The sequence below is a fragment of the Halomonas sp. E19 genome (genome assembly GCF_052439355.1).
Taxonomy (GTDB): domain Bacteria; phylum Pseudomonadota; class Gammaproteobacteria; order Pseudomonadales; family Halomonadaceae; genus Halomonas.
Genome location: NZ_JBNFWU010000001.1, coordinates 1,272,265 through 1,285,960, shown reverse-complemented (window position 1 = coordinate 1,285,960; position 13,696 = coordinate 1,272,265). Strand labels below are relative to the sequence as shown.

The window sequence follows — 13,696 nt, the reverse complement described above, 5'->3', positions numbered from 1 at the left end:
GTGGTGCTGGGCTTCGCCGCGGCGTTCTATGGTGCGCTGCGCGGCGTGTTCCACACCCATACCAAGGCGATTCTCGCCTGGTCGAGCGTCAGCCAGATGGGGTTGCTCACCGCCCTGCTGGGGCTGGTGCTGCAGGCCAGGGCAACCCAGGCCGCCATGGCGGCACTTCTGCTGCTGGCCGCCACTCACGCGCTGGCCAAGGCCGCGCTGTTTCTCGGGGCAGGCATGGCCAACCGCCTGCAGGGGCGCGACCGTCGGCGGGCGCTGTGGGGCCTGGTGCTTCCTGCGGCCGCCCTTGCCGGCGTGCCGCCAGGCGGCGGCGCGCTGGTGAAGGCGGCGATGGAGTCGGCGTTCCACGCCAGTGGCTGGCCCGCCTGGCCGCTGTTCGGTGCCGGCCTGGCGACCACGCTGCTGATGCTGCGGCTGTTCTGGCGCCTGCATCGTACGTCCCCGAGCAGCAGACCCTGGCGGTGCCGGCCTGGCTGTGGATCGCCTGGTGGCTGCTCGGCGCGCTTCCCGTGCTGCTGGCTTGGGCTTGGCACTGGCAAATGCCGCTCACCGAAACTCCCGGCTATGCCCTGGCTTCGGCGGCCATCGCGCCGCTGCTGGCGCTGGGGGTGCTGCTGCTGGCGCGAATGGGCCAGCGCTTCCGACCGAGCCTGAAGCTCCGGCGCCTGCAACTGCGCCTGGGCGCCAAGGGCGAACGCACGCTGATCCGGCTGGCCTGGCGGCTAAAGCGGGGCGAGGCGTGGCTGATGCCCTGGCCGGCGTTTGGCATTGCACTCGGTGTCATGGCGCTCGGCATGGCCGCCGGCGCCCTGCTGGGATAATGACGACGGCGGCAGGCCTGGAACCGAGCCTCAGCGTCGCTTGGTCCGCGCAGTGGCCTCGGCGGTGGTGGGGTCCACGGGCCAGGGGTGCTTGGGGTAGCGGCCGCGCATCTCCTTGCGCACATCGGGGTAGCCGTTGGCCCAGAAGCTGGCGAGATCCGCGGTGACCTGCAGCGGGCGCCGGGCCGGCGACAGCAGGTGCAGCAACACGGCGACACGCCCCTCGGCGACACGCGGCGACTCCCGCCAGCCGAAGGTCTCCTGCAGCTTCACCGCCAGCACCGGTGGCCGCCCCTCCAGGCACGGCGTGTAGTCGAGGCGTATCTGCGAGCCGCTGGGCACTTCGAGACGCTCCGGCGCCAGCGCATCGAGGCGGCTGCGCAGCGACCAGTCGAGACTGTCGAGCAGAAAGCGGCCCAGCGGCAGCCGCGCCACCGCGTCGAGGCTTCTGACGCCGTCGAGGTGCGGCCCCAGCCAGGCGTCGAGCTCGTCGAGCAGCGCCGGCAGCGACCAGTCGGGCCAATCCTGCTCATCCTCACAGTCTTGATCCCCCGAGAGCCCAACGCCTGGCGCAGCAGCGCTGCCCTGCCGCGCAGCTGCTCGGCGCTGTCGTCGAAGGGCAGCTCGCCGCGCCGGCGCAGGGCGTCGAGCAGCGCCTGGCGCACCGCCTCCGGCGGCAGCGACTGCAGCGGCTTGCGCTCGAGCACCACCGCCCCCAGGCCGCGTACCTGCTCGCCGATCAGGCGCCCCTGCTCCTCCGACCACTCCAGGCTCGCCCGCCACTCTTGTGTTTCGGGAAACAGCGCCTCGAGCCGCGCTCGCTCGATGGCCACGCCGCGGAAGATGCGCGCACCGCTGGCCTGGCCGTCCAGCTCGGCGGCCACCAGCAGCTCGGCATGGGCCAGTGGATGGCGCTCGGGCAGGGTCGCCAGTCCGCCGGAGGCCAGGCGGAAGCGACCCGGCCCGGCATCGTGCTGGATACGCTGCGCGACGCGGTCCGGATAGGCCAGCGCCAGCAGCTCCCCAGCGGCGCCAGGCTCGAGACCTCCAAGCCCACGCCGCCAATCCGCGCCAGGCGCTGGGCCTCGCGCTGCCATTGACGGTGAGCGGTGGGCTGCGCCAAGCGGGCCTGCAGCGTGCGCTCCAGGTCCTGTTCGCCGTCGAGATCGCGCCCCTCCAACGTCGCCACCAGGGCACAGGCCAGCGGCGCGGCGTCGAGCTCGCCGGCACGCGCCAGCATCGCCGCCAGGCGCGGATGGGTGGGCCAGCGTACGCAGCTTCGACCCAGCTCGGTGAGCAGGAAGCCCTCATCCATCAGGCCGAGCCGCTGCAGCAAGCGCCGCCCCGCCGCCAGCGCCCCGACGGGCGGCGGCGTGATCCAGGCCAGCCCGGCCGGGTCGACGATGCCCCAGCGGGCCAGCTCGAAGGCCAGCGGAGCGAGATCGGCCTGCAGCATCTCGGGCTCGCCGTGAGCCGGCAGCGGCTGCTCCTCGGCCCACAGGCGCAGGCAAAGCCCCGGCCCCTGACGCCCGGCCCGGCCACGGCGCTGGTCGGCGCTGGCACGGTTGACGCGACGGGTCTCCAGCCGGCTGAGCCCGCTGCGCGGCTGGAACACCGGCACCCGCTCCTGACCGGCATCGATGACGATGCGTACGCCATCCACGGTGACGCTGGATTCGGCGATGGCAGTGGAGAGCACCACGCGCCGCCGACCGTCGGGCTCGGGCTTCAAGGCGCGGCGCTGCTCCTCCAGCGGCAGCCGCCCGTGCAGCTCGCGCACCGCCAGTTCGGGCCGACGGCTGGCCAGCTCCTCGCCAGGCGGCGGATCTCGGCCACCCCGGGCAGGAACACCAGGGCATCGCCTTCGCTCAGGGCAAGGGCCTCCCCTACCGCTATCGCCTGCTGGCTTGCGGCATCGTCGCGAGAGCTGGAGCTAGAGTTGGAGTTGGAGTTGGAGCGAAAGCTGAGCGGACGATAACGAGTCTCCACCGGGAAGCTTCGCCCCTGGCTTTCGAGCAGCGGCGTGGCTTCGCCGAGCACGCCGAGCAGCGCCTCGACGTCGAGGGTGGCCGACATCACCAACAGGCGCAGATCGTCACGCACCGACTGGGCATCCAGCGCCAGGGCCAGTCCCAGGTCGGCCTCCAGGCTGCGCTCGTGAAACTCGTCGAAGACGATGCCGCTCACCCCTTCGAGCAGCGGGTCGTCCTGCAGCATCCGCGTCAGCACCCCTGGGTGACCACCTCGAGCCGCGTGCTGGGCCCCACCCGGCTCTCGCCGCGCATGCGGTAGCCCACGGTCTCGCCGACTCTTTGACCCAGGCTTTCCGCCATGAAGCCGGCGGCCAGGCGCGCGGCCACCCGCCGCGGCTCCAGCAGCAGCAGGCGGGCTGCGCCGCGCTCACCCAGGCACCAGGCCTCGTTCAGCAGCGCCAGCGGCACCCGGGTGGTCTTGCCCGCCCCGGGTTCGGCGACGAGCAGCACGCGGGAATGCGCGGCCAGCGCCTGGCGAATCGCCGACAGCTGGGCATCGATGGGCAGTTCGCCGCCGGGCGTCATCGAATTGTCATCTCGCTTCATATACGATTTGCCATATATTTCGCCACCCGACATTCACTCACGACTTTCTCTACAGACACGAGAGCCCCGACATGACCCTACGCATCGGCATCAACGGTTTCGGTCGCATCGGTCGCTTGGCGCTGCGCGCCGGCTGGACCCACCCGGACCTCGAGTTCGTGCGCATCAACGACCCGGGCGGCGACGCCGCCACCTTCGCCCACCTGCTGCAGTTCGACTCGGTACACGGCCAGTGGAGCGGCGGCGGCGATGATATCACGTCGACCGAGGACGCCATCGAAGTGGCCGGCAAGCGCATCGCCTTCAGCACCAATCGCGAGATCGCCGACACCGACTGGTCCGACTGCGACGTGGTGATCGAGTGCTCGGGCAAGATGAAGAGCAGCGCCAAGCTCCAGGGCTACCTGGACCAAGGCGTGAGGCGCGTGGTCGTCAGTGCCCCGGTCAAGGAGGAGGGCGTGCTCAACGTCGTGCTGGGGGTCAATGATCATCTGTTCGACCCGGCCAAGCACCGTATCGTCACCGCCGCGAGCTGCACGACCAACTGCCTGGCACCTGTGGTCAAGGTGATTCATGAAAAGCTCGGCATCCGGCACGGCTCGATGACCACCATCCACGACATCACCAACACCCAGGTGATCCTGGATAGCCCACACAAGGATTTACGTCGTGCCCGGCCTGCGGCATGAGCCTGATTCCGACGACCACCGGCTCGGCCAAGGCGATCACCGCGATCTTCCCGGAGCTCACCGGCAAGCTCAACGGCCACGCCGTGCGGGTCCCGCTGGCCAATGCCTCGCTCACCGATGTGGTCTTCGAGGTCGAACGCGAGACCACCGTGGAAGAAGTGAATGCCCTGCTCAAGGAGGCCACCGAGGGCGAGCTTGCCGGTATCCTGGGCTATGAGGAGCGCCCGCTGGTCTCCATCGACTATCGCTCCGACCCGCGCAGCTCCATCGTCGACGCCCTCTCCACCATGGTGGTCGCCGGCACCCAGGTGAAGCTCTACGCCTGGTACGACAACGAGTACGGCTACGCCTGCCGGACCGCGGAGCTGGCCGCCAAGGTGGGGAACGCCACCGGGGTGGAGAGCAACAAGGAATGATCGCCCGCGTTGCCGCCCTGCCCCGCGAGGTGCGCCAGTACCTGCTGGTGACCGGCAACTATTGGGGCTTCACGCTCACCGACGGCGCCCTGCGCATGCTGGTGGTGCTCTACTTCCACCAGCTTGGCTATTCGGCGCTGGAAGTGGCGCTGCTGTTCCTGTTCTACGAGTTCTTCGGCGTGGTGACCAACCTGGTGGGCGGCTGGCTGGGTGCGCGGCTGGGGCTCAACCGCACCATGAACCTGGGGCTGGGCCTGCAGATCGTCGCCCTGGCCATGCTGCTCCTTCCCACGGCCTGGCTCACGGTGCCCTGGGTGATGGCGGCCCAGGCGCTCTCGGGCATCGCCAAGGACCTCAACAAGATGAGCGCCAAGAGCGCGATCAAGGGGCTGGTGCCGGCGGGCGACTCAGGACACACCTCGCTCTACCGCTGGGTGGCGCTGCTCACCGGCTCGAAGAACGCGCTCAAGGGAGTGGGCTTCTTTCTCGGCGGGCTGCTGCTCACGCTGATCGGCTTCCAGGGGCGATACTGGCCATGGCGCTGATGCTCGCCGGCGTGCTCGGCCTCTCGCTGCTGCGCCTCGACGCCGACCTGGGCCGCGCCAAGGCCAAGCCCAAGTTCCGCGAGATCCTCTCCAAGAGCCGGGCGATCAACATTCTCTCGGCGGCGCGCATGTTCCTGTTCGGCGCCCGCGACGTGTGGTTCGTGGTGGCGCTGCCGGTGTTCCTCGCCACCCAGTTCGGCTGGGACCATTGGCGGGTCGGCGGCTTTCTGGCGCTGTGGGTGATCGGCTACGGGGCGGTGCAGGCGGTGGCGCCACGCATCACCGGGCGTACGGCGGGCCGCAGCGCCGCCATCGCCTGGGCCGCGGCGCTGGCGGCGCTACCGGCATTGATCGCGCTCGGCCTTCAGTGGGAATGGCAGCCGCACGTGGTACTGCTGGGCGGGCTGTTGCTGTTCGGCGCGGTGTTCGCGGTGAACTCCAGCCTGCACAGCTTCCTGATCGTGCGCATGGCGCGCTCGGACGGGGTCTCGCTGGACGTGGGCTTCTACTACATGGCCAACGCCATGGGCCGGCTGATCGGCACCCTGCTCTCCGGCTGGCTCTACATGACCGGCGGCCTCAGCGCCACGCTGTGGGTGTCAAGCGCCATGCTCTTGGCGACGGTGGCGATCAGCCTGGCGTTGCCGAAGGAGGCTTGACCCCACACCCCTTGAGGATCACCTGGGTCAGGAAGCGGGTGATCCGCTCCAGGTCGGCGTCACTGAGCTCCTCCTTTCCAGTGATGCCGAGCACCTGGGCCTGGAAGTCGGCGTAGTGCTGGGTGGCCGACCAGATCAGGAAGATCAGCCACACCGGATCGACCGGATCCATCAGCCCGCGCTCGGCCCACTGTTCGAAGACCTTGGCTCGGGTTTGCACCCACTCGCGCAGCCCACCGCGCAGGTAGTCCTGCAGGAACGGGGCGCCGCCGAGGATCTCCGCGGCGAAGAGGCGTGAACCTTCGGGGTGACGCTGCGAGAGTTCCATCTTGCTGCGAATGAAGGCTTCGAGCACCTCAGCCGGGTCGTCCTCCACGCTGATATCGTCGAGCAGGGCGTTCCAGCGCGCCATCATGCGCTCCAGCAGCCGCACGTAGAGGCCCCGCTTGTTGCCCATGTAATAGAGCACGTTGGACTTGGGCAGCCCGGCCTCCTCGGCAATGGCCTGCACGCTGGCCCCGCGATAGCCGTACTGGGCGAAGACACGCTCGGCGGCTTCGAGTATCTCGCGCTCGTTGCGCTTGCGCGTGGCGCCGTTGCCATCGCTACCCGAACTGGGGCGGCACAGCGACTCGGTTTCAGACATATCGGACATCGGAACCTACCCTGGTGCGAAGGGAAGGCCAAAGAGTGCCTGAGCCCCTTCGCGCTGCCAATGGCGCTTTAGGAGAAAACGGGCGCGGCGCACCCCGACCAGGCAACCGGGTCTTGCAAAACAGTGGATCCTGGCCCAAGCTGATGACATCTTGACCACATGGTCAACACAAGACTTATTACGCTTCCCCGCAGGCCGTCAGGTCTAGAATCACAAGGTCAACAAGAGACAAGACGATGATCCACTTTCTGCTCAATGGGCAGCCACGCCAATGCGAGGCGCTGCCCGAAACCAGTGTGCTCGACCTGCTGCGCGAAACGCTCGGCGCTACCGGCACCAAGGAGGGCTGCGCCTCGGGCGACTGCGGCGCCTGCACGGTGGCCATCGGCGAACCCGGCCCCAATGGCGAGCTGCGCTATCACAGCGCCAACGCCTGCATCACGCCCGCGCACCAGCTCAACGGCCGCTACCTGGTCACCGTCGAGGGTCTTGCCCAGGGCGAAAAGCTGCATCCCGCCCAGGCCGCCATGGTCGCGTGTCATGGCAGCCAGTGCGGTTTCTGCACGCCGGGCATCGTGATGTCGCTGTTCACCCTGCATGAACAGCAGCGCCATACCCCGCTCCCTCACGCCGCAGCGCCTGGAAGCCGCGCTGGGCGGCAACCTGTGCCGCTGCACCGGTTATCGCCCGATCCGCGATGCCGCCCTGAGCATGAACCAGCATCCCGAGAATCGCCCGCTGTGGCTCGATGCCGCCGCAGAGACCCAGCCAGCAGAGCCCAAGAATGAGGCGAAGGCGGCCGATAACGACGCCGCCTTCCTGCAGCCCACCACGCTTGCAGCACTCACCGATTGCCTGAAGCGGCACCCCAAGGCGCGGCTCGTCGCCGGTGCCACCGACCTGTGGCTCGAATCGACCCAGCGCCTGGCGCGCTTCGAGCACGTCATCGACGTGACCCGGGTCGCCGAACTCAACGACATCGACGATGCCACGCTGGAAGACGGCCGCAGCGGCTGGTGGATCGGCGCCGCCGTCACCTACTCGCGTCTCGAACCGCTGCTGGAAGCGCACTACGACGCCTTCGCCCACCTGCTGCACCGCCTCGGCTCCCAGCAGGTGCGCAACCGCGGCACCCTGGGCGGCAACGTCGCCAACGCCTCGCCCATCGGCGACACCCCGCCGGTGCTGCTGGCGCTGGGCTCGCGTCTGCGCCTGGTCGGCCCCGAGGGTGAGCGTGAATTGCCGCTGGACGACTTCTTCCTCGACTACAAGCGCACCGCGCTGCGTGAGGGCGAAGCCATTCGCGCGATCTTCCTGCCCCACCCCGAGGCGGGCCAAACTCTCAAGGTGTGGAAGCTGTCCAAACGTCGTGAGGACGACATCTCGGCGGTGCTGGGCGCCTTCGCCTACCGCCTGGAGAACGGCGTGATGCGAGATGTGCGACTCGCCTTCGGCGGCATGGCGGCCATCCCCAAGCGGGCCGCCAATGCGGAAGCGGCCCTGGAAGGCAAGGCGCCGGACCTGGAGGCCTTCCAGGCGGCTCGCGAGGCCCTGTCGAACGACTTCCAGCCCATGAGCGACGTGCGTGGCAGCGCTCACTACCGCCGGCTCTCCGCCGCCAACCTGCTCGAGCGCCTGCGCCTTTCGATCGCCCAGGCCGACACCGACAGCCCCCGGGAGGTGATGCTCCATGCGTACGCTCACTAAGCTGAAGAAAAATGCCGACGACATGAGCGCGGACTCCGCCGTGGCGCGCGAGGAGCTAGAAGGCCGCATTCAAGGTGCCAGCCCGCTGGCCCGCGATACCGTCACGCCGGGCACGCATCCGCACTCTCGCGCCCACGAGAGCGCGATCAAGCACGTGACCGGCCGCGCCGCCTATATCGACGACCTCAAGGCACCGGCTGATGCCCTGCACGTGGCGCTGGCGCTCTCGCCCGTCGCCCATGGCCGGCTGACCCGGCTCGACCTGGACAAGGTGCGCAGCATGCCCGGCGTGGTCGACGTGGTCGGCTTCCACGACGTGCCGGGACACACCGATATCGGCCCCGTGTTCCCGGGCGATCCGATCTTCGTCGAGGAGGAGATCAGCTACGTCGGTCAGGTGCTGTTCGCCGTGGCCGCCGAGAGCCATCGCGCCGCTCGCGAGGCGGTGAACACGGCGCTGGCCCAGGGCATCGCCGAGATCGACGAGCAGCCGGCCTGCCTCGATCCGGTGGCCGCCGCCGAGCGCGGCGAATTCGTGCGCCCCACCCACGTGCAGCAGAGCGGCGATTGGGAACAGGCCCTGGCCAGCGCCGCCCACGTGGTCGAGGCGGAGCAGTTCGTCGGCGGTCAGGAGCACTTCTATCTGGAAGGTCAGGCCTGCCTGGTGCAGCCAACCGAAGACGAAGGCGTGATCGTGCATACCTCCAACCAGCACCCCAGCGAGACCCAGAAGCTGGTGGCCGAGGTGCTCGGCATTCCGTTCCACGCCGTGACCGTGGAAGTGCGCCGCATGGGCGGCGGCTTCGGCGGCAAGGAGACCCAGGCCTCGCCCTGGGCCTGCATCGCCGCGCTGATCGCCCGGCGCACCGGCCGTACCACCCGCGTACGCCTGCCCCGCGCCGACGACATGCGCGCTACCGGCAAGCGCCACCCGTTCCACAACCGCTACCGCCTCGGCGTGGATGAGCAGGGCGTGATCCAGGGCGGCGAGATCACCGTGATCGGCGACTGCGGCTACTCCCCGATCTCTCGGACGCCATCGTCGACCGCGCCATGTTCCACAGCGATAACGCCTACTCCCTGGGCGAAGCCCGGGTGACCGGCCACCGCGCCCGCACCCACACCGCCTCCAACACCGCCTTCCGCGGCTTCGGCGGCCCCCAGGGCATGATGGTGATCGAAGCGGCGATGGACGACATCGCCCGGCGCATCGGCGAAGACCCGCTGACGGTGCGCAAGCGCAACTTCTACCGCCCCGGCCGGCAGACCACCCACTACGGCCAGCAGGTGGATCAGATCAAGCTGCTGCGCGAGCTGGTCGAGCAGTTGGAGACCAGCAGCGAGTACTGGGCGCGGCGGCGTGCCATCACCGAGTTCAACGCCGAGAGTCCGATCATCAAGCGCGGCCTGGCGCTCACCCCGGTGAAGTTCGGCATCTCCTTCACCGCCAAGCACCTCAACCAGGCCGGTGCCCTGCTGCACGTCTATACCGACGGCAGCGTGATGATCAATCACGGCGGCACCGAGATGGGCCAGGGCCTGCACACCAAGATCTGCCAGGTGGTGGCCCGCGAGCTGGGGCTCGACGTCGACGAGGTGCGCATCACCGCCACCCGCACCGACAAGGTGCCCAACACCTCACCCACCGCGGCCTCCAGCGGCGCCGACCTCAACGGCCAGGCCGCCCGCGACGCCTGCGTGAAGCTCAAGCAGCGCCTGTTCGACTTCGCCCATGAGCACCTCTACAAGGATCAGGGGCTCGACCGCGAAGAGATGCGTATGGAAGCCGGCCACCTGGTGGCGGGCCACGGCGAGAGCGAGCAGCGCATTCCCTGGGGCGAGCTGGTCCAGTCCGCTTACCTCAACCGCATCTCGCTCTCCGAGAAGGGCTTCTACGCCACGCCGCTGATCCACTACGACCGCAACGTCGGCCAGGGCCGCCCCTTCTACTACTACGCCTTCGGCGCCGCTGTGGCGGAAGTGAGCGTCGACACCCTGAGCGGCGAGTACCAGGTCGAGCGGGTCGACATCCTGCACGACGTGGGCGACTCGCTGAACCCGGCCATCGACATCGGCCAGGTGGAAGGCGGCTTCATTCAGGGCATGGGCTGGCTGACCAGCGAGGAGCTGAAGTGGAACGAGGCCGGCCGGCTGATCTCCGACGGCCCCGCCACCTACAAGATCCCGACCTATGGCGATCTGCCGCCGGTGTTCAACGTCAAGCTGATGGAGGGCCACCCCAACTCCATGGCCAGCATCTATCGCTCCAAGGCAGTGGGCGAGCCGCCCTTCATGCTCGGCATGGCGGTGTGGTCGGCGCTGCGCGACGCCCTGGCCAGCCTGGCCGACTACGCCGAAGCGCCGCGACTCGACACCCCGGCCACGCCGGAGCGGGTGCTGCTGGCCGCCGAGGAGCTGCGTAGCCGCTACGACAGCGCGCGGCTGGAACGAGGCGCGCCGTAATGAACGCGCCACGGCCCACTCCCTGGCACGAAGCGCTGCACCGACTGCAGCGCGAGGGCTGCCCACGCGCTGGCCACCGTGGTGACCAGCGCCGGCTCCACGCCCCGCGAGCCCGGCGCGCGCATGGTGATCAGCGAGAGCGACGTGTTCGACACCCTGGGTGGCGGCACCTTCGAGTTCCAGGTGATCGACGCCGCCCGCGAGAAGCTGGCACAGGGCGACGCCGGCATGAGCCTCGAAGCCTTCGCCCTGGGCGGGCGCAGCGGCCAGTGCTGCGGCGGCTTCGTCAACGTGCTGCTGGAGGTGTTCCCCGGCAGCGCGGCTACGCTTGCCATCTTCGGTGCCGGCCACGTCGGCAACGAACTGGTACGCCTGGCCGCCCCGCTGCCCTGGCGGGTGCTGTGGCACGACAGCCGTGAGGGCGTATTCCCGGCCTGGACCACGGAACAACCACGCCTGGCCTGCCGTCACGCGCCGGACCCGCAGGCTGCCGTGGCGGCACTGCCCGCAGGCAGCCACGCGCTGGTGCTGACCCACGACCACGCCGAGGATCGCGCCCTGGTCGACGCCCTGCTCCAGCGGGACGACATCGCCTCCATCGGCTTGATCGGCTCCAAGAGCAAGTGGGCCAGCTTCCGTTCGCGGCTCACCGATGCCGGCCACGACGACGCGGCCCTGGCCCGGGTGCGCTGCCCCATCGGCATGACCAGGGACGCAAATGGCGAACCGGCCCGAGGCGGCGACAAGACGCCCTACGCCATCGCCATCGCCGCCCTGGCCGAGCTGCTGCCGATGGTGGGCAATGCCGAACGCGCCGACCAGCGTGGCCTGGAGCCGGCCGAGCTGCGCCGAATATTCGACTAGCAATTTTATCCGGCGGGAGCTTTGCCGCTGGCAGGCCTCCGCGAAGGCGCTGTGAACCCTTCCATGGGCGCTACATTTGCCATCCATGGCAAATGACCTTCGCTACGACCTGCCACCGGCCGCTCCTGTGCCATGCTCAGACAAGCTCAAGCTTCAATGGATAACGAGCCCCAGACATGACGAACAACGACTCCCGCGTGATACGCGCCGAACTGCTGAGCTTCGATGCCGATCCCGGCGAAGGCGACAGCCCCGCCGAAGGCAGCGTGCGCCATTACGCCGACGGCGCGCTGTGGCTGGAGAACGGCCGCATCAAGGCCATCGACGACTACGCAGCGCTGGCGCCACGCCTGCCCGAAGGCATCGAGACGGTGGATCATCGCGGCAAGCTGGTGATGCCCGGCTTCATCGACAGCCACGTGCACTACGTGCAGTTGGAGATCATGGCCTCCTACGGGCGTCAGCTGCTGGACTGGCTGAACGAGTACACCTTCCCCGAAGAGTGCGGCTTCGCCCAGCGCGAGCGGGCCGAGGTGATCTCCAACGCCTTCCTCGACGAGATGCTGCGGGTCGGCACCACCACCGCCCAGGTGTTCTGCTCCAGCCACCCCACCTCGGTGGAAGCCTTCTTCTCGGCCTGCCGCGAGCGCGACCTGCGCATGCTGGCCGGCAAGGTGCTGATGGACCGCAACGCCCCCGAAGCGCTGTGCGACGACACCTACGGCGGCATTCGCGACACCGAGCGGCTGATCGCCGAGTGGCACGGCACCGCGCGCCTGGGCTACAGCCTGACTCCGCGCTTCGCGCCGACCTCCACCCGCCAGCAGCTCGACGCCACCGGCGGCCTGCTGCGCAACGACCCGAGCCTGTGGCTGCAGACCCACCTCTCCGAGAACCCCGGCGAACTCGACTGGGTGGCCGAGCTGTTCCCCGAGAGCCGCGACTATCTCGAAGTCTACGAGCAGTCCGGCCTGGTCGGCCCGCGCAGCACCTTCGCGCACGGCATACACCTCGACCAGGAGATGCGTGGCAGGCTGGCCGAGCGCGGCGCCAACATCGCCTTCTGCCCCAGCTCCAACATGTTCCTCGGCAGCGGCCTGTTCGACCGCCTGGCGGCACGCGAGGTCGGCCTCAACATCACCTACGCCAGCGACATCGGCGGCGGTACCGATCTCTCCGGCCTCGCCACGCTCAAGGCCGGCTATCAGGTAGGCCAACTGCGCGGCCAGCCGCTCACCGCCTGGCAAGGCCTATACGGCCTCACCCTGGGCAACGCCAAGGCGCTCTCGCTGGACGACAAGATCGGCCGCCTCGCCCCCGGCATGGAAGCCGACTTCGTCGTGATCGACCCCGACGGCTCACCGCTGCTTGGGCGGCGTCACGCGCGTTGCAAGACCCTCGGCGAGCGGCTGTTCGCCCTGATGATGCTGGGCGACGACCGCAGCATTCTGGAAACCTGGGCCGGGGGACGCTGCCAGCATCGCCGTACCTGAGCAGGCAGTACCAGGTCATCATCATGACAAACAAGGAAGCTATTAGGTCGACTAACGAGGTACTGGTGGCGTCGTCATGCTGCATGGCATTATTCGCTTAATGCGAATGTTATGTAGGTAAAGTCGTGGCGACCCATCACAAGAAGACTCATCGGCACGCGACCCGTTGGCGGCACCTGACCGCTCTTGTCGGGCTGACGCTTCTTTTCGATGCGCATGCGGTGGCGCACACGCCCCAGCTGCCAAGCGAGCATCTGCTGGCAGCGCTCTATCAAGGCGGCCATGTCCTTTACCTGCGCCATGGTCCCACGGACGCCGGTGTGCCTGATCAGGTGCCGGTAGACCTCGCCGATTGCACCACCCAACGTCCCCTGTCCGCTGAAGGCAGGCAGCTCATAGCGGTGCTGTCCGAACAGCTTGCGCATTTCGACTGGCCTCTTCACGAGCCCATCCGCGTCAGCCCCTTCTGCCGGGCACTGGACACCGCCCGTGCGGTCTTCCCCTCCGTGCGCCTCGAAGCCGACCACTACCTGCAATACACCGCTGCCATGACCGACAGCGAAAAAGCGCCAGTGATTGCGCGTACGCGCGAACTGCTGAGCAAGCCCGTCGCCGCAGGTGCCAACCGCGTCGTGGTAGCACATGGCCCCAACCTGGCCGACCTGATGGATTACTTTCCCCCGGAAGGCACCCTGGTCATCTTCTTGCCCCAAGGTAACGGCGACTTTCTCTACCGCGCTTCCATCCAACCCGACCAGTGGCCGGAGCTGATGAAGCCAGAACCTTGAGCGGGGAG

Annotated in this window: 9 protein-coding genes and 6 pseudogenes; 10 read left to right on the top strand and 5 right to left on the bottom strand. The window is 68.6% G+C overall.

The genetic code is table 11. From position 1 onward, the window contains the following. Together ACUDAL_RS06850 and ACUDAL_RS06845 are read left to right on the top strand one after the other, a co-directional pair. A pseudogene (locus tag ACUDAL_RS06850) lies at positions 1-180 on the top strand (proton-conducting transporter transmembrane domain-containing protein); the annotation flags it as partial. A 290-nt stretch (positions 181-470) separates the two neighbouring features. Beyond that, positions 471-830, top strand: coding sequence for a hypothetical protein (locus ACUDAL_RS06845; protein WP_444679445.1), 360 nt, complete (start codon positions 471-473; stop codon positions 828-830). A gap of 30 nt (positions 831-860) precedes the next feature. Here ACUDAL_RS06845 and ACUDAL_RS06840 read toward each other — a convergent pair whose 3' ends face one another. From ACUDAL_RS06840 to ACUDAL_RS06825, 4 genes are all read right to left on the bottom strand, one after another. Next, positions 861-1,265, bottom strand: coding sequence for an ATP-dependent helicase C-terminal domain-containing protein (locus ACUDAL_RS06840; protein WP_444677603.1), 405 nt, complete (start codon positions 1,263-1,265; stop codon positions 861-863). Between the two features lie 304 nt (positions 1,266-1,569). Beyond that, positions 1,570-2,610, bottom strand: a complete 1,041-nt coding sequence (locus tag ACUDAL_RS06835; protein WP_444677602.1) for a helicase-related protein — start codon at positions 2,608-2,610, stop codon at positions 1,570-1,572. Beyond that, complete coding sequence (locus tag ACUDAL_RS06830) at positions 2,559-3,059, bottom strand: hypothetical protein (RefSeq protein WP_444677601.1); 501 nt, start codon at positions 3,057-3,059, stop codon at positions 2,559-2,561. The genes ACUDAL_RS06835 and ACUDAL_RS06830 overlap by 52 nt, the downstream gene beginning before the upstream one ends. Then, positions 3,053-3,388, bottom strand: coding sequence for a hypothetical protein (locus tag ACUDAL_RS06825; RefSeq protein ID WP_444677600.1), 336 nt, complete (start codon positions 3,386-3,388; stop codon positions 3,053-3,055). The genes ACUDAL_RS06830 and ACUDAL_RS06825 overlap by 7 nt, the downstream gene beginning before the upstream one ends. A gap of 92 nt (positions 3,389-3,480) precedes the next feature. Between ACUDAL_RS06825 and ACUDAL_RS06820 the strand changes: the two are divergent. Continuing rightward, a pseudogene (locus ACUDAL_RS06820) lies at positions 3,481-4,514 on the top strand (ArsJ-associated glyceraldehyde-3-phosphate dehydrogenase). Further along, a pseudogene (arsJ, locus tag ACUDAL_RS06815) lies at positions 4,511-5,718 on the top strand (organoarsenical effux MFS transporter ArsJ). Before ACUDAL_RS06820 ends, arsJ begins: the two co-directional pseudogenes overlap by 4 nt. On the opposite strand, the gene ACUDAL_RS06810 reads toward arsJ, so the two are convergent. Next, a complete protein-coding gene (locus tag ACUDAL_RS06810) occupies positions 5,690-6,364 on the bottom strand; it encodes a TetR/AcrR family transcriptional regulator (protein WP_444679330.1) in 675 nt (224 codons plus the stop codon). The pseudogene arsJ and the gene ACUDAL_RS06810 sit on opposite strands and share 29 nt — an antisense overlap. A 245-nt stretch (positions 6,365-6,609) precedes the next feature. On the opposite strand from ACUDAL_RS06810, the pseudogene xdhA reads away from it, so the two are divergent. From xdhA to ACUDAL_RS06780, 6 genes and pseudogenes are all read left to right on the top strand, one after another. Further along, positions 6,610-8,080, top strand: a pseudogene (xdhA, locus tag ACUDAL_RS06805) (xanthine dehydrogenase small subunit). Next, a pseudogene (locus ACUDAL_RS06800) lies at positions 8,064-9,268 on the top strand (molybdopterin cofactor-binding domain-containing protein); the annotation flags it as partial. The pseudogenes xdhA and ACUDAL_RS06800, both read left to right, overlap by 17 nt. Further along, positions 9,248-10,543 carry a molybdopterin cofactor-binding domain-containing protein gene (locus ACUDAL_RS06795; protein ID WP_444679329.1) on the top strand — a complete coding sequence of 432 codons (1,296 nt, stop codon included), beginning with the start codon at positions 9,248-9,250 and terminating at the stop codon, positions 10,541-10,543. The pseudogene ACUDAL_RS06800 and the gene ACUDAL_RS06795, both read left to right, overlap by 21 nt. After that, positions 10,543-11,407: pseudogene (gene xdhC, locus ACUDAL_RS06790) on the top strand (xanthine dehydrogenase accessory protein XdhC). The gene ACUDAL_RS06795 and the pseudogene xdhC overlap by 1 nt, the downstream one beginning before the upstream one ends. A gap of 176 nt (positions 11,408-11,583) precedes the next feature. Continuing rightward, positions 11,584-12,900, top strand: coding sequence for a guanine deaminase (gene guaD / locus ACUDAL_RS06785; RefSeq protein ID WP_444677599.1), 1,317 nt, complete (start codon positions 11,584-11,586; stop codon positions 12,898-12,900). Positions 12,901-13,025: 125 nt separating this feature from the next. Beyond that, positions 13,026-13,688, top strand: a complete 663-nt coding sequence (locus ACUDAL_RS06780) for a hypothetical protein (RefSeq protein ID WP_444677598.1) — start codon at positions 13,026-13,028, stop codon at positions 13,686-13,688. Positions 13,689-13,696 lie beyond the last annotated feature (8 nt).

What these genes read in the sequence shown, in the direction of transcription:
- ACUDAL_RS06810 (WP_444679330.1), bottom strand. Translation starts at nt 6,364, where the DNA reads ATGTCTGAAACCGAGTCGCTGTGCCGCCCCAGTTCGGGTAGCGATGGC.
- ACUDAL_RS06795 (WP_444679329.1), top strand. Translation starts at nt 9,248, where the DNA reads ATGATGGTGATCGAAGCGGCGATGGACGACATCGCCCGGCGCATCGGC.
- ACUDAL_RS06825 (WP_444677600.1), bottom strand. Translation starts at nt 3,388, where the DNA reads ATGACGCCCGGCGGCGAACTGCCCATCGATGCCCAGCTGTCGGCGATT.
- guaD (WP_444677599.1), top strand. Translation starts at nt 11,584, where the DNA reads ATGACGAACAACGACTCCCGCGTGATACGCGCCGAACTGCTGAGCTTC.